Genomic DNA, 17,778 nt, shown 5'->3' on the forward strand with positions numbered 1-17,778 from the left:
GCATCTACGCGTCTCGTTGATTTTTCGCGCCGCCCTGCACCTATAGCCAGTCTCTGACGCTATCTTTTGTGAAGTACTTGAAGTCTTCACAGCGCTTTATGAGGTCCTGATGAAAGTGCGGAAGGTCAATGCGGCGATTCAGTTCCGATCGTGTGACAAAGCGCTATGCAACGGTGCGACGCACAAGCGGCGCATACCATACGAAGCCCGCACCTGTGCGACGCTTCGCATCTCAGGAGATGACGCAGCAACGATCTCAAAACGAGCCTACTAGCCTCGCGTGGCAACTTAAATAGGCCTTTGGTCCAACAAACGCGTGGGAAACGCGCAGAGCTCGGGCTGCGCATCGGTAGGACCAAGGTCCGATGTTCGCGGCCCATCGCGCTGATAAGCTGCACATACTGCGTATGCACGCCTCGCGCATATCGGGAAGCGGTCGACCGTTGTTGCGCCTGGCCCGTGGCTGCCGCTATTGAGTGGTGTGGTGGCATTTACAGAACCCGAACGTAGCTGGTGGTGGCAACCGGTTTGGGCGATAAGCGGGAGCGCCCTCGGCAACTTCCTGCGTCCGGTTATCGCTCGGCTAAGGTCACGCTGCCGATGGCGCTCATTCTGGACGACATATCGTGGCGCGAGCCCGACGATCGATACGGCGGATAGTCCCCGCAATGCCGCCTTAAGCTGGCGTCGACTTCATGTTAGCCGTGCGATGACGTCAAGCCGCAGGCCCCACGACGGGACGACAGGTGATGCGTTCCAAGGCGTCTTGAATAATCGGGGGAACAGCGATGATTTCGTCGTGTGAGGGTCGGTCTCACGAGCGCGGGGACGAGGCCGGTCGAGTCGGTTCCGCGAGAAGCACCGATATGAACTTCAGGCGCTTTGTACTCTTGAGCGTCTGCATGTTGGTCCTGCCATTGACCGGCTGCCCGTATTACGCCGCGCCGCCCGGCACCGTTGTCACCGTCCCGGCCAGCTTCGACCGCTCGTTCTCCGCTGCAGCGGGCGCAATGCGCGACGAAGGTCTCGCGATCAGCGTCCAGGATCCCGGCACCGGCACCGTCGTCGGCGAACTGGACGGCAGCACGGTGACGGCGAGCGTGCGTCAGCAACCCGACGGCAGCGTCGTCGTGCAGTTCAATTCGCCCACGCCCAACCCTACGCTGCTCGATCGCATTTCGCGCGGCTACGACCGGAGAATGGGGCGGTGACCGCACTCACATGAAGTGTCCTGCCGACGAACCTCGCCGGAAGGGACGTAAAGTAAGCGTCGTACTTTTCACCAGTTGTCGGTTTGTCGTCGTTTTCAGTATGACTTACTAGTTTTAAGGAGCAGCCATGTCTTCGTGGAACCGTCGATGGGCCACAGCGCCGTGGCTGTGGCTGCTCGTCGCGCTGACCCTGGCAGCGGGTGTCGCGCATGCCCAGACCGACCAGGCGCCGCCGCGCGAGCCCTTCAAGCCGGAAGAGATTGAAGCGCTGGTCGCGCCGATCGCCCTTTACCCGGACTCCGTGTTGTCGCAAGTACTGATGGCGTCGACCTACCCGCTTGAAATCGTGCATGCGGCGCGCTGGGTGAAGAGCAATCCGAAAGTCACGGGCGACGCCGCCGTGAAGGCAGTCGCGAACGAGCCGTGGGACGTCAGCGTGAAATCGATGGTGGCCTTCCCACAAATCCTCGAACCCATGAGCGACAAGCTGGACTGGACCCAGAAGCTCGGCGACGCGTTCCTCGCGCAGCAGAAAGACGTGCTCGCCGCTGTGCAGCGCCTGCGCGCCCGCGCGAAGGAGTCGGGCAACCTCAAGTCGAACGAACAGCAGAATGTGATCGTCGAAGCGGCGCCCGCTGGCGGGGAGGCCATCGTGAAGATCGAGCCCGCTAATCCGCAGGTCATCTACGTGCCCGCGTACAACCCGACGGCCGTGTACGGTTCGTGGAGCTATCCGGCCTATCCGCCCACCTACTGGCCGCCTTACCCGGCCTACTATCCGGGTGCGGCGCTGGCAACGGGTTTCGCGTGGGGCGTCGGGCTCGCCGCCGCCGGTGCGATCTTCGGCAATGCCAACTGGGGCGGCGGCGACGTCAATATCAATGTCAACAAGGCGGCGAACATCGATCGCAACTTCGACCGCACGAAGGTCGAAGGCGGACGCTGGCAGCACGACGGCAGCCATCGTCAAGGGGTCGCGTATCGCGACAACGCGACCCGTGACAAGTACTCGCGCAACGTCGGCGGCGCTGAGGGCCGCAACGATTTCCGCGGACGCGATACGACGGGCGGCGGGCGCGCCAACACGGCGGACCGAGGCCAGCGCACCGACCGTTCGGGCGCAGGCGATCGCGCTGGAACGGCGGATCGGTCGAATGCGAATAATCGAGGGGCAGTCGCGGACCGATCGACCGCAAACGCGGGAAATCGCGCGGGAAGCGCGGATCGCTCGACGGCCGGCGAGCGCGGCGGCGCCTCGAACCGCGCAGGCGCGAGCGACCTGTCACGCACCAGCAACCGTGCGGGCGGCGCCAGCGGCGGCTTCAGCGGGGGGCGCGACAACGCCTTTCAGGGCGTCGGCGCAGGCGGCGCGACGCAACGCAGCGCCGACCGTGGACGCTCCAGCGTGCAAGGCTCGGGCTTCAGCCGACCTACCGGCGGCGGCGGCATGCGGGCCGGCGGAGGCGGCGGCGCACGCGGTGGCCGACGCTAGAGGGCGTCGATCCATGACATCACTACGACGATTTTGTCTGCAAGCAATCACGGGAGCGCTGCCCACCGTCGCGCTCGCGTGCGCGCTGTGCGCCTGATTGTCGCGCGGATAGTCGGACTACCGGCGACAACATTCCGACGACCCAGGTTGTGTAGGCCTTTGGTCCAATTGCCGCGGTATGCAGCGGCCTTCACGATTCAAGCGACAACGTAAAGCCGGATGGCAAGTCGCGCGCCTTCGAGAATGGAACGATCATCGCCTGAGCGGTAAATTCAGGAAATTGGAGCGAGGCATCATGGCAGACATATGGATAGGCAATGTGCAAGACGACACATCGGACGATGAGATAAGGGAATTTCTCATCAAGTACGGGTTCCCGTCATTCGACGCCATCAGGCGTGTCGAGGGGACCGGCACGCGGCCCGCCGTCGTGGTGACTTTTCACGACACGTCTCCGGACGCTTTGCGGAATCTGCAATCGCGGATCCACAACATGTTCTGGAAGAATCGGACCATCGTTGTGCAGGTCATGCCAGAGCGCGACGACAGCTAAGCGCCAAGTATGTCAATTCGGCTCAGGCCGCGGTGCGGCCTGCCCGCAAATGCCAGAACAGCATTTGAGCCGGTGGGTACTTCGGCTTGCACCAATGCATCATGGCGTGCAGGCCGTCGTCGGCTACATGCCGCCAAATGGCTTCTTCACGGCCAGCTTGTTAGTCACGGACGTGACCCCGTCAACCGCTTTTGCGATATCTGCGACCTGGCCGATCTGCGCCGCGTCCGTAACCGTGCCGTTCAATGTCACCGCACCGTCTTTTGCCATGACGCTGATATCTCCGGCTCGGATCTCCTTGTGTTTGCCGATCGCGGCATAGACCTTCCTGCGTAGCGCGCGATCCGCTTTTCTGCCCGTGGCCGGTGCTGCACTGCTCGATGCTGCACTCGCCGACCCTCCAGGTGCGCTAGCCATCCCGCTTGCCTGTGACCATGCGTTGGTGGAAAGCGAAACGATCAACGTGGCGACGGCCGTTATAAGAACGCGAATAGATTTCATGGATTTACCCGGTCGATAAGAATGAAGCAATCAGAACGTATGGCGGATGCCGACCATCGCCGCCGTCGTGGACACCCCCGGTGCGACCGGAGATCCATAGATGATCGTCTGGTTCATGGTCCCTTTGTTGTCGACGTAGCCGACCTGTGCGTACGCCTTGGTCCGAGCGGACAAGTTGTACTCCGCCCCCAAAGAGAATTCGCTCGAATGATTTGCTGAATGGTTTCGATCCTTCAGATAGTAGAAACCTGAAGTGACCTTGAATCGCGGGCTGAATTGATAACCGAGCCCTGCCGATGCCATTTCAAAGTTCACGGTGTCGCTTCTGGCCGGATTCTTACCCACGCCATACGAGCCTGAAATCGAAAATCGTGCGATCGTGTACAACGCGCCAAAGTAGTAAAAACGATTGTTCGCCTGCCCCGTCGCTACCGCCGCCGGAGTTGCGGGATAAGTAAGCGGATACGGATTGGTATCGTGTCCGTTGTAGTACACGGCGGATAGATTCAGACCGTAATTCGAATACTTGAGCACGGCCGACTCGCGTGTGCCGCCCTGAAACTGGCCCGCGACGCCTCCCGGTGCATATTCGAGTGCGAGCGACGCTCCGTAGAATTTCGGCGACGTGTAGACCAACGCGTTGCTGTCATACAGCGCACCGATCGGCGCGTTCGTGCTGGTGCCGGGCCAGCCCGCCGCCTGATTCACACCGAGCCACGCGGTCAGAATACTCCCGAAATACTGTGCGCCGCGAACGTCGGTTTCCGCCATTGCGTAGATCATCGGAATGATCTGGCGGCCGGCATCGAATGAGCCGAACGGCCCGGACGCGCCAATCATCGCGTACTGATTGAAGATCGCGGTGGTCCCCGGCGTGTCAGGCAGCCCCATCTTGCCATTCGAGCTGTTGAACGAGCCCTGCAGCCTGAAGTTGATCTTGTATCCGCCACCGATGTCTTCGCTTCCCTTCAAGCCCCAAAAGCTCGCATAGATGCCGCCGTCCTTCAGTTGATAGACATGCCCCTGGTTGCGCGCGGTCGGCAGGAACGTCGCCGCCGAAGTGCTTTGATAGAGCAGCCCACTATCGAGTACGCCGTAGAGCGTAACCGTCGATTGCGCATGGGCGGCAACCGCGAACAATAACAGCGCCGCGGCGCCGCTCAACTTCAATTTCATTCTGTGTCTCCAATGTTGTGCCGGACATGGCCGGCTTTTTTTTGCTGTTGCTCGAACGAAGCTGCGCTGATAACCCGGCGTGTCAGTTCGGTAAAAAATAATCCGCGAATTGCTCCCGCAAACGGTGCTTGAGCACTTTGCCGGTCGCGCCGTATGGAACCGAGTCAACGAATACCACCGCGTCGGGCGTCCACCACTTCGCTACCCGTCCATCAAAGAACGCCAGTAGTTCATCCTGGGTGAGCGCGCTGCCCGGCTTTTTAACGACCACCAGCAGCGGCCGCTCGTCCCACTTCGAATGTCGCGCGCCGATACAGACCGCAGCCGTAACTTTGGGATGCAGGTATGCGACGTTTTCGATTTCGACGGAGCTAATCCATTCGCCGCCTGATTTGATGACGTCTTTGCTGCGGTCCGTGATTTGCATGAAACCGTCGCGATCGATTTTCGCCACATCGCCGGTCGGAAACCATCCGTCACGCAGCGGCGACTCATCGCCGCTACCGAAGTATTGCCTCGTGACCCACGGGCCTCGTACCAGCAGGTCGCCAGTCGCGTTGCTGTCCCAGGGTAACTCTTCGCCGTCGGGGCCGGTGATTTTCATGTCGATACCGAACACCGCACGTCCCTGCTTTGCCTGGACCGCATAACGATCGGCTTGCGGCAGCGTGAGCTGATGCGCCTTGAGACTGCATACGGTGCCGACCGGGCTCAACTCCGTCATGCCCCATGCGTGCAACACCTCGACACCATGACGCTCCTGAAATGCTGCGGACATAGCGGTCGGGCAGGGAGCGCCGCCGATCACCGTGCGCCGCATCGACGAGAATTGTCGCCCGAGCGCGTCAACGTGAGCGAGCAGTCCTTGCCAGACGGTCGGCACGCCCGCAGATAACGTCACCTGTTCGGTCTCGATCAGCTCATAAAGTGATTCGCCGTCGAGCGCGGGTCCCGGAAACACCAGCTTCGCGCCCACCATGCAAGCGATGTACGGCAGTCCCCACGCATTCACATGAAACATCGGCACGACCGGCAGGATGGAGTCCCGCGCCGAGCAATTCAGCGAATCGGGCAACGCTGCAGCGTAGGTGTGCAATATGGTCGAGCGATGGCTATACAGCACACCTTTCGGATTGCCCGTTGTGCCGGACGTGTAGCACAGCGACGACGCACTGTTCTCGTCGAGCAGCGGCCAGTCGAAAACGTCGCTATTGGCGTCGATCAGGTCCTCGTAGCACATCAGCTTCGTGGACAGACTGTGCGTCTGCGGCATATTCGCGCGATCGGTCATAGCTACGAAGATCTTCGTGCTTTTGACGCGTGACGCGACGCTTTCGATCAGCGGCAGAAACGTCAGGTCGAAGAACACCACGCGATCTTCCGCATGATCGATGATGTACGCCAGTTGCTCGACGTGAAGCCGGGGATTAAGCGTATGCAGCACCGCCCCCGAGCCTGACGCTGCAAAGTACATCTCCATGTGCCGGTAGCCGTTCCACGCCAATGTCGCGACGCGCTCGCCCGGCTGTACACCGAGACCTGCCAGCGCGTTGGCCATACGGCGCGCGCGTTGCGCGAGATCGCGGTACTGGTACCGGTGCATGTCTCCTTCTACCCGCCGTGACACAATTTCCTGTGCGCCGTGATGGCGTTCAGCATGCACGAGCAGCGAAGCGACCAGCAGCGGTTGCTCCATCATCAAGCCTTGCATTCTTTGTTCTCCTGAGTTACTGCAGTGGCACGCGCGCCGGTTCCTCTGCTACACAACCGGCATACGTCGTGACAACTTCCGTTCCTTCAATTTCGTGTGGCCGACACCATGAGCGCAGCAATGACCTCGGGCGAGTGAACGCCCGAGAACGTGTATCCCGTGCTGAACACGAAGTGCGGCACGCCCCTTACTCGCGACTGGTGGCGCGACACGCGTCGACCGATTCCAACGACGCGGTTCACCCATTGCGTCAAATGCGTTTTCAGGCTTTCGCCATCCAGACCGCAGTCCTGTCCGAGACGCTCGAGAACCTGGCGGTCTCCGATGTCCTCGCCTTCCAGAAAGTAGGCCGCTAACACGCGATCGACCAGTGTCGCGCGCTGCGCTTCGCCGAGATGGTTCGCAGCAAAGGCGACCAGTTCGTGCGCAGCGGCGGTGTTGGGCAACACGCTGATCCGATCGAATGCAAAGTCGATACCGGCTTCGCTTCCAGCTAGCTCCACTTCTGCGCGCCTGGCGATCACGGCTTCCGGACCGCCGAGGCGCTCGCGACAGAAATCCTGATACGGCACGCCATTGAGTGGCGTGTAAGGAAGGAGTTGATGGGACCGCCATCGCACCTTCACCTGTGCGTCGGGGCGCAGTCCGCCAAAGACTGCTATAGCCTTCTCCAGATTGCGCTTTCCAATCAGACACCACGGGCAGATGAAATCGAAGAAGGCGTCGATTGTCAGATTGCGCTTCGAATCGACTTGCCGACCCACTTTGTCTTCAACGTGCCGTTCCGCCTGGACGACCCAGTTCTGATCACACAAGTTCATCGATCAGTGTCTCCGCCATCGCCCACACACCAAAACCCGCCGCGGGATTGAGGTGCCCCACTTCGCCGAGATCGACGAGGTGACTGCCCCAGTCCGTCGCCATTGCAGATACACGATCGAACTGCGCAAGCGGATCATTGCGGCTCGCCCCAACGATGCTCGGAAACGGCAAGCGTTTGCGCGGTGTCGGATGCCAGCCGTTTTCGGCGAGTGCATCGAAAGTCGGATAACCCGCCGGCAGCGGCGTATCGAGATCGGCCGGCGTGGCGAGCAACGCACCGTGAATCTCGCGGTCGTGTTGCTGTGCCCATTGAACCGTAATCATCACGCCCGCGCTGTGAGCGACAAGGATTACTGGGCCGTCGATTTTCGCGAGCGCTGCGTCAAGCGCGGCAACGCGTGCGGCGCAACTGAGCTTGTCGTGTTCGAGCGGCGGCACCGAGATTGCATTGGGCAACTTGTGCTGCAACAGGGTTTGCCAGTGGTCCGGAACGTGGTCGCGCAAACCCGGGACCATCAGAATGGTCGGTTTTGTATCGGTAGTCATGAAGCGGTCTTCTTTGCGGTTAGTACGGCTTGTCGCCGATAATTCCCGCTCGTTCCATCTTGCGGTGACATGGCGGATAGTCCATCACCGCATAATGCTGCGTGCTGCGGTTGTCCCAGATGGCGATGCTGTTCTTCTGCCAGCGCCAGCGCACCTGGTATTCCGGGATATAGGCCTGACTGATCAGATAGCGCAGCAAATCGCCCGAGCCCGGGTTAGCGTCCTGCCCGAAGCGCACGCGATCCGGCGTGTGGTAGTTGGTGAAATGCGTGGTGAAGGCACTCACGAACAGAATCTTCTCTCCAGTCTCGGGATGCGTGCGCACGACCGGATGTTCGGCATCCGGAAACTGCGCCTTGAGTGCGTGCCGCTTCTCGATCGGCATCGCGGCACCAAAGCTCGCTTCGATGCTGTGTCGCGCGCGGAGGTCGGCAATCTGCCTCTTGATGTGCTCGGGCAGATTCTCGTAAGCAAGTGCCATATTCGCCCACATCGTGTCGCCTCCAACCGGCGGACACTCGACGCACCGAAGGACCGCGCCGAACTGCGGCGCTTCGCGCCAGGTGGCGTCCGCGTGCCATGCGTTTTCGTAACGGTCGTTAGGTTGATCGGGAGTCTTGTAAATGCGCACGAGACCGGGGTACTCGGGATCGCTACCTGCGACCGGGTGATCTTCCAGGTCGCCAAAGCGTCGGGCGAACGCTACATGCTCGGCGCGTGAGATGTCCTGTCCGCGCAGGAACAGCACGCGATGTTTCAACAGCGCCGCCCGGATCTCGCTAAACAGGCCGTTGTCGTGAATGGCGTCGGCGAGATTGACGCCGACTAGTTCTGCGCCGATTGCGCATGTCAATGGTTCGACTTGCATCACTGGCTCCCTAGATGACGAAGACGGACGAACCCGTCGTCTTGCGCGATTCAAGATCTCGATGCGCCTGCACCGCGTCCTCTAATGCGTAACGCTGGTTCAGCTCGATCCTGATACGGCCTGCAGCGACATGCCCGAATATCTCAGCGGCGAGCTCATTCTTTTCTGCAGGGTCGGCAATGTAGTCTGCTAGCGCCGGACGAGTCAGGAAAAGCGATCCCTTCATTGCAAGAATCTGCGGATTGAACGGCGGGATCGGACCCGACGCCGTGCCGACGCACACCATCAACCCGCGACGCTTGAGCGAGTCGAGTGACGACTCGAAGGTGTCCTTGCCGACGCTGTCGAACACCACATTCACGCCGACGCCGTCGGTCAGTTCGCGCACTCGTTTCGCGACGTCATCGCGGCTGTAATTAATCACGTGATCGCAACCATGCGCGCGTGCGACCTCACCCTTGGCTTCGGTCGACACGGTGCCGATCACGGTGAGGCCAAGCAGCTTCGCCCATTGCGACACGATCAAACCGACACCACCGGCAGCGGCGTGCAGAAGGATGGTGTCGCCCTTCCTGAAGTCGTGAATGCGGCGCATCAGGTAGGCACACGTCAGGCCGCGCATGGTCATGCCGGCGGCCGTTTCGCACGAGATTGCTTCCGGCAGCTTGATGAGAGGCGCGGCCGGGATCAGCCGTTCGGTACTGTAGGCGCCCAGCGTATTGATGAAGCCCGTGTAAGTCACGCGGTCGCCCGGCGCGACGTTAGTGACGCCGGCGCCAACGGCCTCGACGGTCCCTGCGGCTTCGACGCCCATGCCCGCAGGCATCGGCACCGGATACAAACCGTTGCGGAAGTAGGTGTCGGCGAAGTTAAGGCCAATCGCCTCGTGGCGCAACCGGACCTGCCCGGGGCCGGGATCGCCCACTTCGACCTCTTCATAACGCAAGACTTCGGGACCACCGGTCTCATGGAAGCGAATCGCTCTAGCCATGTTCAATCTCCTATCCATTACTCAACTGCAAAATGAAATTCGCGCGCCGAAGGTCAGGACCTCTGCTCAGCGTACGGCCCGCTCGCGCAGGGCATCCAGACGATCCAGATCACCGGCGTAGTTCCGCTTGCCGATGAAAAATGCAATAGCCGCGACGAGAGGCGCAAACGGCACCAGCTGCAACGCGCCGAGCAGGCCGATCCGGTCTGCGATGAATCCTGTCAAAATGGCGGCGGGCGCCAGACCCAGCAGATTGTTCGCCAGTGTCAGCGTGGCAAACGCCGACGCGTGGATAGACGGCGGCGTGAGGTTAGCCACCATCGCCCCGGAAGGCCCGCTTGCACCCGCGCTGAAGAACATGCCGAGGCCTATCACCGCGAGTTGCAGCGGACCCGCAGGCATGCGCAAACCGATGATCAGTAACGCGAAGCAAATCAGGCAGAATGCGATCGCAGCCATCCATTTTCTTTCGCGTGCGCGCTTGCTGAGCCGGTCGGCCAGATTCCCACACACCACCATGCCAAGCCCGGTAATCAGTACGAATACCGCAGCACTCATCGCGGCCTTACTGACGGGCATGCCGTAGTAGCGATTCAGGAAGCTCGGCATCCATGCCCACATCGCGGCGGGAACCAGCAGATGGATGCCACTGCCGACATACGCGCACACCACCGATCGGGTGGAGAAAAGCCCTTTCATCAGCGCGCGCAGACTCATGCGCACGCTCAGACCTTGTACGTGTCTGCCTACGTTTACCGGCTGAAGCCGCATAAGCCGCTTCTCGGTGACGATGAACCGATAGACGATTACCAGTACGAGACCCAAGGCCGCCATCGTGCCGAACGCCGAGCGCCAGCCTAGATGAGCCGCCACTGTGCCGCCCAGCGCCATCCCCAGCACCGAACCGAACGCGCCGCCGGCCATGAACGTACCCGTGAGCGTGGAGCGCAGCCGCGCCGGAAATATGCTCAGCACGACCGCAATGCCGACACTGCCGTACGCCGCCTCACCGATACCGACGAAAGCGCGCGCGATCAGCATTTCACCGTGGTTCGTCGCGAGCGCGCAGCCTAGTGTTGCAAGACTCCACATCGCCGCCATCAGCACGATGCTTTTTACGCGTCCCCAGCGGTCCGCGAGTACTGATAACGGGAAGGTGAGCACGCCCACCATCAATGCAACGACGCTGCTCAGCGAACCGAGTTGGGTGTCGGACAAAGCCCAGTTTGCCTTGAGCAGCGGAAAGACGGCATTCAGTACCTGCCGTGACATGTAATCGGAAAGCAGCAAGCCTACGGTCAACGCAAAAACCACCCACGCATAGGCGCGGACGTCCGCTTCTTTTACCGGGACATCGCCTGTTGTGTGTTCTACATGCTGCATCAGCATAGTTATCTCCTCCGCGTCTGGCTCGTTAGCGGTCGTCTTCAGATGACAGCGCAAAGGCTCATTCACCATGACTGCTTCGCCCTGCCCTGCGCCTGTCAAAAATCAGCACTTTCAAAAGCCCGGCACGCTTCACACATCAGCGCGGCGCCTTCGTCTCACCGCACGAGGCGGCACTTTCGACGCTCGCAAGGCCAGGTCAGAATCGACCGAGGCATAGTGAATGTCGTGATTGCAAGATACGGGAATCGCGCAATACAATTTAATGATTAGGCGCCATTCTTTTACGAATACACGCCGCTTAGTGAAAACACCGATCCTCGACGCAGTCGGCGATCAGCAGTCCATGAGCGGACAGCAAAGCGTTCGCTGCCACGAAGGGAAACGCAATGGAGACGATGCTGCGGTCGGTTGCGATGAGCGGTTATTTCGACGTAACGCGGCGGTTCGGACTCAACCCCGTGGAGCTCGCGCAACAGGTCGGAATAGATCCGGCCGCGCTTGCAAATCCGGACAGTCGCGTTGCGGCAGCCGCGTGCTGCCGGCTGCTTGAACTGACGGCCAAGCTGGCGTCGTCTCCAACATTTGCGCTGCAAATGGCCGAAACCCGGCATCAGTTCGGGACAGGCGTGGTCAATGTTCTGCTCGCGCACAAACGCACGTTACGCGACGTGCTGCTAGCCGCAGCCGAGTACCGTCATCTGCTCAACGAAGCACTTGCAGTTTATGTCGAAGACGCCGGTGCAACAGTCACGATTCGCGAAGAGCTCGTCGTTGATCCCGGTACTCCGACGAATCAGGCGATCGAACTTGCACTCGGAGTTCTCGCTCGCCATTCCAGTGCTCTGCTCGGCGTCCACTGGAAACCGCGCAGCGTTCACTTCACGCACGCCGGTCCCGCCGATCTGACGTTTCACCGACGTTTCTTTGGCTGCCCGATGCAGTTCGGCAGCGACTTCAATGGGTTCGTGTGCGCTGCGGCCGACCTCGACTATCCGAATCCGGCCGCGGACCCGGAACTCGTCCGCTACGCGGAAAGCCTCGCGGCACCACTGAAGCAAGCCGGGACAGATTCGACGGCTCTGGAAGTTCGCAAAGCGATCTACCTGCTTCTGCCTCTGGAGCAAGGCACGGTCGAGCCGGTTGCCCGCCACCTAGGTCTGAGTGTACGCACGATGCAGCGGCAGTTGGAATTGGTCGACACCAGTTTCTCAGACCTGGTCGACGAAGTACGGCGGGAACTTGCCGTTCGCTACATGAGCAACTCGCGCTATCCGATAGGACGCGTGGCGGCGCTGCTCGGTTATAGCCAGCAGGGTTCGTTCACGAACTGGTTCAGGTCGCGTTTCGGCATGGCGCCGCGCGACTGGAGAGCCAGGCAGGCAAAATGACCGGCACTGTCTGCACCGCCCCTTTTTCAACCTATGGAAGGATTGGACAGCCATGCATTGCCGGCGGCCTGCATCAGAATTTCCCGGCGTTGCTTCTATATGGAGGCATCGCAGGACGCGTTCCGGCAGGCGCAGTTGCACATACGTTGCGCCCTGCCGGCCGGTGCCTGGCCGCTTGTGAGCGGCGGCACGCGGATCGCGAGTTGCGCTACCGCGTTCAGACGGCCTTGCGCAGGAAGCCTTGAGTGCCACCTTTGCGGTTAGGCGCGAAACCGTTGGCCAGCAGCGTTTCTTCCACGGTATCGTAGAACACGCCGATCTTGCTTATGTCGCGCGCCTCCTGGGCGGTGGCAATATTGCGGCCGAACTCGCGTGAAATGCGCACCAGTTGCTCGATCTGCTCGACGGAGCTCATCTTCCGCGTGCGCGACTGATTCCACAGGTTGTCCTCGATGCCGCAGCGCACGTGTAGACCCATCGCGATACCCATCATGTTGACCGGCAACACATTGCGCATCGAGCTTTCCACCGTCAGCACCGCGCCGTCGGGCGTAGCTCGCACGAAGTTGGCAAGGTTATAGATATTTGGCGCGTCCATGCCGCCGCCGATGGCCACCCAGTTCATCACCAGCGGACCCTTGTAAACGCCGCGCCGGATCAACCGCTCGACCGACTCGAAACTATTGATGTTGTAGCACTGAAAAGCACTCTGGATCCCGGCTGCGTTCAAGCGGCGGATGTGCTCTTCGGCCCAGCCTGGCTGGGCTGGCACTGTCATCTCTTTGTACGCTTTGTAGACATTGGGATCCTCCATCGACGTTCCCTTGACGTCGTCATCTTCCCAATGTTCGACGACGTTCATCTGCGAAGTATTGATCGTCACCGTGACCTGATCGGGTTTTGGATCGAGCTCGGCCAGCATGTGGCGCGTGTCGTCGCTCAGCCATTTGGCCGCGGCACCTTCGGTCTCGGGAGCAAAGCTGATCGAGCCGCCCACCTGGATAATCATCTCTGGCACTGCGTTGCGCACGCCAGCAATCAGTTCGTTGAATTTCGACAGCCGCTTGCTGCCTTTGCCGTCAAGTTCGCGGACGTGCAGGTGCAATACGGTGGCGCCGGCGTTGTAGCAATCCACTGCCTTCTGGATTTGCTGTTCAATGGTGACCGGGATATCTTCGGGGAAGTCGGAAGGCACCCAGGACGGCGCATACGGCGCCGCTGTAATGATCAGCGGTTGCTGGTTTTCAGTGTAAAGGGAACCGTCGAGGAAGTTCATGGCAGGGTCTCAAAAGGCTGGCTACGGAGGCGGAAAGAGATTGGGCTGCTGGATACCGGTTGTTGACGAGGTTCGCCCAGTACCGGCACCTCTCCTTTCCGCGAAAACTAATGGAACGTTCGCCTTCGCGTCAGACGCGGCAAAACGAACTCGTCCGATGAAGATACAGTGACCTCAAAATGCGATTTACCTTTGGGCGCCATATATTTGTGATTGGATGCCACTACGTGTTTACGCCAACTCGCTGCGCATTCCAGTGAGAAGTTAAGTTGTGGCGGATTTGCCAGAGCGATAAGAAGTTAACGAGCGCTTCGGTCGCGTACTTGCGGTCGCGCCAGCGCACACGAGGGTGATTTGGGAGGAATGTGATCGGCCGCCGGAAGGCGAGCGCGAATGTCGTGCGCAGATGCGGCCGGCGCTGCATTCTGCGATTCTTCAGTCATGCAGCTCAACAGGAACGGCGCGTCGCGCGGGACACTTGCGCCGTTCTACAACGTCAAGACTGTTCCTGCTGCTCAACGCGCGCGAGTTCCGGCTGGTCCTTAACCCATCGCCAGAACAGCTTGTAACCGACGGCAAGCATCACGGGACCAATGAACAGGCCGATTACCCCGGCTGTCACCATGCCGCCAAGCGCGCCAATCAGCACGACCGGCATTGGCACTGCAACGCCGCGTCCAAGCAGTAGAGGCTTCAGCACGTTGTCGGTGAGTCCCGCCACCAGGATATAGGCGGAGAAGATAATCGTCGACGCATTGGCCCCTTGTGTGAGTATCACGAAGACGATCACGGGGGCAGTGATCAGCGTGGCGGGCAACTGCATGACGCCGATCAGCAACACCGCGAGCGCGAGCAGACCCGCGCCGGGTATCCCCATGACGATGAACGCGACACCAACGAGCAACATCTGGATGAACGCAATTCCGACCACCCCTTGGGCGACTGCGCGAACCGTGGCCGTGCATAGGCTGGTAATTTCTAACGCGTTTTCAGGTCCTGAGATGCGCGAAGCGATCAGCACCGCGCTGCGATGGCCTTTCTCCCCGTGCGCCATGAAGATACCCGCGATAATCAACGCGAAGAAGAAAATCAGGAGGCCCGCGCCAAGGCCAGTGAGTGTACCGAGCACTGCAAGACCAGCGTCCTTGACTTGCGGCGCGAACCGTTGAGCGAGCCCGGTCAGATTAGTGGACGCCTGCTGCCACAATTCATGCACACGTGGGCCCACTAGCGGCCAACTCGCGACCGATTCGGCTGGCGGCGGGATCGCAAAGCTACCGCTCCTGAGTACTGCGATCATATGGTTGATCGAATCGGCAATGGCCACGCCCAATAGATAGGTCGGCACCAGAATAACGCCGAACGCGACTAGGATAATCATCGTGGCGACTAGACCATCTCTTCCCGCAAAATGTCGTCGAAGCCTGAGTTGCAGTGGATAGAGGGTGATGGCGAGAATCAGCGCCCAGACCATCAGATTGAGAAACGGGACGAAGATCCGGAAACAGAAAACAGCGAGGACCGCTACGAGTCCGGCGCGGATCAATACGTCAAGCAGCTCTCTCGATAGGCTCCGGGAGCCGGTCGGCGAGATCAGCATCGGAATCTCCTCGCAGATTGTCGCGACAATTATCTAACGACAAACCGGACTGACCAGTGACGGAGCATGACCGCCGTCGGATAACTCGCGCCGCATGGATGTTGCGCACCTACGCCGGACTGCTCGCTCCGGGATAAACCGCCGGTCGACGGTGAGGCAAATCTCGAAACATGAACGCGGACGCTCTCGCTACTCTGGAACTGCGGCAAGCCGCTTATTGGCTCGTGCCGCTGTGTGCGGCAGCAACCGCCGCGTCGCGCTTCTTGTTAGCAGCGGCCTTCTTCTGGTCATAAACTTTCTTGGCCGCCGCGACTTCCCGGTTGTACTCGCGATTCGCCGCTGCAACCTGTTGATGCATTCTTACTATCTCATCCGGATGTTCGGCGGCTGCCGCTGGGGGCGCTGCAGAATTATCTTGCGCCGACGCGAAACTAAACGGTAGTAGTGTGAGAGATACGGTCATCACTGTTGCAATTGCTTTTTTCATAACGGGCCCCAATCTGATTTGCTGGTGAGTTTGTGAGTGACAAGCATGCGAGCTTTCAGCGTATATTCGTTGAAGCAAGATTTGTATTGGACTTTGGTCGTACGCGGCGACTCTTTCTCACCTTCGATGTTCCTTCACTTCCCGCCAAGGTTCGCATCCATATCAGTGGCGCGCGAAGTCGAAAAAATGCACCGCTTGTTGGCACCACAAAGGTCGCGAGATGTTCTAACATCGTATTGGGTAGGAGTAGCGACAGCCACGCGTACAACTTTCATGCTCTCCAATTGTTGGTCGGTCGCCATCAACCCCGATTAGTTCGGATATCTATCAAAAGCATGGAGGAGCAACCATGTCCAGATGGAATCATCAATGGACCAAGGCATTGTGCCGGTGGCTGCTTGTCATGTTGACACTCGCATCGACCGGCACACAGGCCCAAACTGAGCCAGCCCCAACACGCGAGCCGTTCAAGCCAGAAGAAATCGAAGCACTCGTCGCACCAATCGCACTCTATCCCGACTCCGTGCTGTCGCAGGTGCTGATGGCGTCGACCTACCCGCTCGAGATCGTGTATGCGGCCCGCTGGGTTAAGGCCAATCCAAAAATCAAAGGTGACGACGCTGTCAAAGCTGTCGAAAACCAGCCATGGGATGTCAGTGTGAAATCGCTGGTTGCATTTCCGCAAATTCTCGATCCGATGAACGATAAGCTCGACTGGACTCAACGGCTGGGCGACGCGTTCCTCGCGCAACAGAAAGACGTCTTCGCCGCGGTGCAGCGCTTGCGCGCCCGCGCGAAAGATTCCGGCAACCTGAAATCTAACGAACAGCAGAACGTTGTCGTCGAACAGGCGCCCGCTGGTGGGCAGACCATCGTGAAGATAGAACCTGCTAATCCGCAAGTCATCTACGTGCCGGCCTACAACCCCACTGTCGTGTACGGTGCATGGAGCTATCCGGCTTATCCGCCTACGTACTGGCCTCCATATCCTGCGTATTACCCGGGAGCCGCACTGATGACGGGGTTCGCGTGGGGCGTCGGATTGGCCGCCGCCGGCGCCATCTTCAGCAATTGCAACTGGGGCAACAACGAAGTCAATATCAATGTCAACAAAGCGGCGAACATCGATCGCAACTTCGACCGTACGAAGGTCGAAGGAGGGCGCTGGCAGCATGACGGAAGCCATCGCCAGGGCGTTGCGTACCGCGATAACGCGACTCGCGAGAAGTATTCGCGCGACGCCGGCGGTGGGCAGAGGCGTGACGATTTTCGTGGCCGTGACAACGGCAATGGCCGGCGCGCCGACAGTTCCGACCGGACACGCGGTGGCGACCGAACGGGCGCCGGGGACAGGTCGAACGCGGGTAACCGTGCGTCGGTCGCGGACAGGTCGAACGCGGGTAATCGTGCGTCGGTCGCGGACAGATCGAACACCGGCAACCGCACGGGGGCCGCGAACAGATCGGCTGCAGGCGATCGGGGCAGCGCATCGAATCGCGCCGGCACGAGCGACGTTTCTCGCGCTAGCGACCGCGTGGGCGGTGCCGGCGGTGGTGGAATCGGCGGAGGGCGGGACAACGCATTTCAGGGTGTAGGCTCGGGCGGCGCAACGCAACGAAGCGCCGACCGTGGCCGTTCAAGCGTGCAAAGCTCGGGATTCAGCCGGCCCAGCGGCGGCGGTGGCGCCCGTGCAGGTGGCGGCGGCCGTGGCGGAAGACGTTAGCTTCGCGATCCGATTCCGCCCGTCGGCCCCCGACTACATCATGC

The 17,778-nt window shown here is 60.3% G+C and carries 16 protein-coding genes; 5 read left to right on the plus strand and 11 right to left on the minus strand.

Going from position 1 to position 17,778, the window contains the following annotated elements:
• The first annotated feature begins 902 nt into the window (after positions 1-902).
• From OH764_RS30755 to OH764_RS30765, 3 genes are all read left to right on the plus strand, one after another.
• Positions 903-1,211: a hypothetical protein gene (locus OH764_RS30755; RefSeq protein ID WP_498849809.1), complete on the plus strand. Its 309-nt coding sequence runs from the start codon at positions 903-905 to the stop codon at positions 1,209-1,211.
• Between the two features lie 127 nt (positions 1,212-1,338).
• Complete coding sequence (locus OH764_RS30760) at positions 1,339-2,703, plus strand: DUF3300 domain-containing protein (protein WP_498849810.1); 1,365 nt, start codon at positions 1,339-1,341, stop codon at positions 2,701-2,703.
• 295 nt (positions 2,704-2,998) lie between these two features.
• Positions 2,999-3,256, plus strand: a complete 258-nt coding sequence (locus OH764_RS30765) for an RNA recognition motif domain-containing protein (protein WP_498849811.1) — start codon at positions 2,999-3,001, stop codon at positions 3,254-3,256.
• 123 nt (positions 3,257-3,379) lie between these two features.
• On the opposite strand, the gene OH764_RS30770 is transcribed toward OH764_RS30765, so the two are convergent.
• From OH764_RS30770 to OH764_RS30805, 8 genes are all read right to left on the minus strand, one after another.
• Positions 3,380-3,757, minus strand: a complete 378-nt coding sequence (locus tag OH764_RS30770) for a BON domain-containing protein (RefSeq protein WP_498849812.1) — start codon at positions 3,755-3,757, stop codon at positions 3,380-3,382.
• 30 nt (positions 3,758-3,787) lie between these two features.
• Positions 3,788-4,933: a porin gene (locus OH764_RS30775; protein WP_498849813.1), complete on the minus strand. Its 1,146-nt coding sequence runs from the start codon at positions 4,931-4,933 to the stop codon at positions 3,788-3,790.
• Positions 4,934-5,015: 82 nt separating this feature from the next.
• A complete protein-coding gene (locus tag OH764_RS30780; protein ID WP_498849814.1) occupies positions 5,016-6,644 on the minus strand; it encodes a 3-(methylthio)propionyl-CoA ligase in 1,629 nt (542 codons plus the stop codon).
• 86 nt (positions 6,645-6,730) lie between these two features.
• Complete coding sequence (locus OH764_RS30785) at positions 6,731-7,465, minus strand: DsbA family oxidoreductase (RefSeq protein ID WP_498849815.1); 735 nt, start codon at positions 7,463-7,465, stop codon at positions 6,731-6,733.
• Positions 7,452-8,012, minus strand: a complete 561-nt coding sequence (locus OH764_RS30790) for an RBBP9/YdeN family alpha/beta hydrolase (RefSeq protein ID WP_498849816.1) — start codon at positions 8,010-8,012, stop codon at positions 7,452-7,454. The genes OH764_RS30785 and OH764_RS30790 overlap by 14 nt, the downstream gene beginning before the upstream one ends.
• Positions 8,013-8,031: 19 nt before the next feature.
• On the minus strand, positions 8,032-8,880 hold the full coding sequence (locus tag OH764_RS30795; protein WP_498849817.1) for a TauD/TfdA dioxygenase family protein: 849 nt from the start codon (positions 8,878-8,880) through the stop codon (positions 8,032-8,034).
• Between the two features lie 10 nt (positions 8,881-8,890).
• The gene (locus tag OH764_RS30800) at positions 8,891-9,871 is read right to left on the minus strand and encodes a quinone oxidoreductase family protein (protein WP_498849818.1); all 981 of its coding nucleotides are present in this window, start codon (positions 9,869-9,871) and stop codon (positions 8,891-8,893) included.
• A 66-nt stretch (positions 9,872-9,937) separates the two neighbouring features.
• A complete protein-coding gene (locus OH764_RS30805; RefSeq protein ID WP_498849819.1) occupies positions 9,938-11,260 on the minus strand; it encodes an MFS transporter in 1,323 nt (440 codons plus the stop codon).
• Positions 11,261-11,646: 386 nt separating this feature from the next.
• Here OH764_RS30805 and OH764_RS30810 point away from each other — a divergent pair, with 386 nt between their 5' ends.
• On the plus strand, positions 11,647-12,648 hold the full coding sequence (locus tag OH764_RS30810) for an AraC family transcriptional regulator (protein ID WP_498849820.1): 1,002 nt from the start codon (positions 11,647-11,649) through the stop codon (positions 12,646-12,648).
• A gap of 217 nt (positions 12,649-12,865) precedes the next feature.
• On the opposite strand, the gene OH764_RS30815 is transcribed toward OH764_RS30810, so the two are convergent.
• From OH764_RS30815 to OH764_RS30825, 3 genes are all read right to left on the minus strand, one after another.
• The gene (locus tag OH764_RS30815; protein ID WP_498849821.1) at positions 12,866-13,924 is read right to left on the minus strand and encodes a beta-keto acid cleavage family enzyme; all 1,059 of its coding nucleotides are present in this window, start codon (positions 13,922-13,924) and stop codon (positions 12,866-12,868) included.
• 496 nt (positions 13,925-14,420) lie between these two features.
• On the minus strand, positions 14,421-15,524 hold the full coding sequence (locus OH764_RS30820) for an AI-2E family transporter (protein ID WP_498849822.1): 1,104 nt from the start codon (positions 15,522-15,524) through the stop codon (positions 14,421-14,423).
• A gap of 214 nt (positions 15,525-15,738) precedes the next feature.
• The gene (locus OH764_RS30825; RefSeq protein ID WP_498849823.1) at positions 15,739-16,011 is read right to left on the minus strand and encodes a hypothetical protein; all 273 of its coding nucleotides are present in this window, start codon (positions 16,009-16,011) and stop codon (positions 15,739-15,741) included.
• Positions 16,012-16,360: 349 nt separating this feature from the next.
• Between OH764_RS30825 and OH764_RS30830 the strand changes: the two genes are divergently transcribed.
• Positions 16,361-17,734 (plus strand): DUF3300 domain-containing protein, encoded by a 1,374-nt coding sequence (locus OH764_RS30830; RefSeq protein ID WP_498849824.1) that lies wholly within the window; start codon positions 16,361-16,363, stop codon positions 17,732-17,734.
• The last annotated feature ends 44 nt before the right edge of the window (positions 17,735-17,778 follow it).

Source organism: Burkholderia sp. M6-3, assembly GCF_050858985.1.
Taxonomy (GTDB): Bacteria; Pseudomonadota; Gammaproteobacteria; order Burkholderiales; family Burkholderiaceae; genus Paraburkholderia; species Paraburkholderia caledonica.

What these genes read in the sequence shown, in the direction of transcription:
- OH764_RS30755 (WP_498849809.1), top strand. Translation starts at nt 903, where the DNA reads ATGTTGGTCCTGCCATTGACCGGCTGCCCGTATTACGCCGCGCCGCCC.
- OH764_RS30760 (WP_498849810.1), top strand. Translation starts at nt 1,339, where the DNA reads ATGTCTTCGTGGAACCGTCGATGGGCCACAGCGCCGTGGCTGTGGCTG.
- OH764_RS30765 (WP_498849811.1), top strand. Translation starts at nt 2,999, where the DNA reads ATGGCAGACATATGGATAGGCAATGTGCAAGACGACACATCGGACGAT.
- OH764_RS30770 (WP_498849812.1), bottom strand. Translation starts at nt 3,757, where the DNA reads ATGAAATCTATTCGCGTTCTTATAACGGCCGTCGCCACGTTGATCGTT.
- OH764_RS30775 (WP_498849813.1), bottom strand. Translation starts at nt 4,933, where the DNA reads ATGAAATTGAAGTTGAGCGGCGCCGCGGCGCTGTTATTGTTCGCGGTT.
- OH764_RS30780 (WP_498849814.1), bottom strand. Translation starts at nt 6,644, where the DNA reads ATGCAAGGCTTGATGATGGAGCAACCGCTGCTGGTCGCTTCGCTGCTC.
- OH764_RS30785 (WP_498849815.1), bottom strand. Translation starts at nt 7,465, where the DNA reads ATGAACTTGTGTGATCAGAACTGGGTCGTCCAGGCGGAACGGCACGTT.
- OH764_RS30790 (WP_498849816.1), bottom strand. Translation starts at nt 8,012, where the DNA reads ATGACTACCGATACAAAACCGACCATTCTGATGGTCCCGGGTTTGCGC.
- OH764_RS30795 (WP_498849817.1), bottom strand. Translation starts at nt 8,880, where the DNA reads ATGCAAGTCGAACCATTGACATGCGCAATCGGCGCAGAACTAGTCGGC.
- OH764_RS30800 (WP_498849818.1), bottom strand. Translation starts at nt 9,871, where the DNA reads ATGGCTAGAGCGATTCGCTTCCATGAGACCGGTGGTCCCGAAGTCTTG.
- OH764_RS30805 (WP_498849819.1), bottom strand. Translation starts at nt 11,260, where the DNA reads ATGCTGATGCAGCATGTAGAACACACAACAGGCGATGTCCCGGTAAAA.
- OH764_RS30810 (WP_498849820.1), top strand. Translation starts at nt 11,647, where the DNA reads ATGGAGACGATGCTGCGGTCGGTTGCGATGAGCGGTTATTTCGACGTA.
- OH764_RS30815 (WP_498849821.1), bottom strand. Translation starts at nt 13,924, where the DNA reads ATGAACTTCCTCGACGGTTCCCTTTACACTGAAAACCAGCAACCGCTG.
- OH764_RS30820 (WP_498849822.1), bottom strand. Translation starts at nt 15,524, where the DNA reads ATGCTGATCTCGCCGACCGGCTCCCGGAGCCTATCGAGAGAGCTGCTT.
- OH764_RS30825 (WP_498849823.1), bottom strand. Translation starts at nt 16,011, where the DNA reads ATGAAAAAAGCAATTGCAACAGTGATGACCGTATCTCTCACACTACTA.
- OH764_RS30830 (WP_498849824.1), top strand. Translation starts at nt 16,361, where the DNA reads ATGTCCAGATGGAATCATCAATGGACCAAGGCATTGTGCCGGTGGCTG.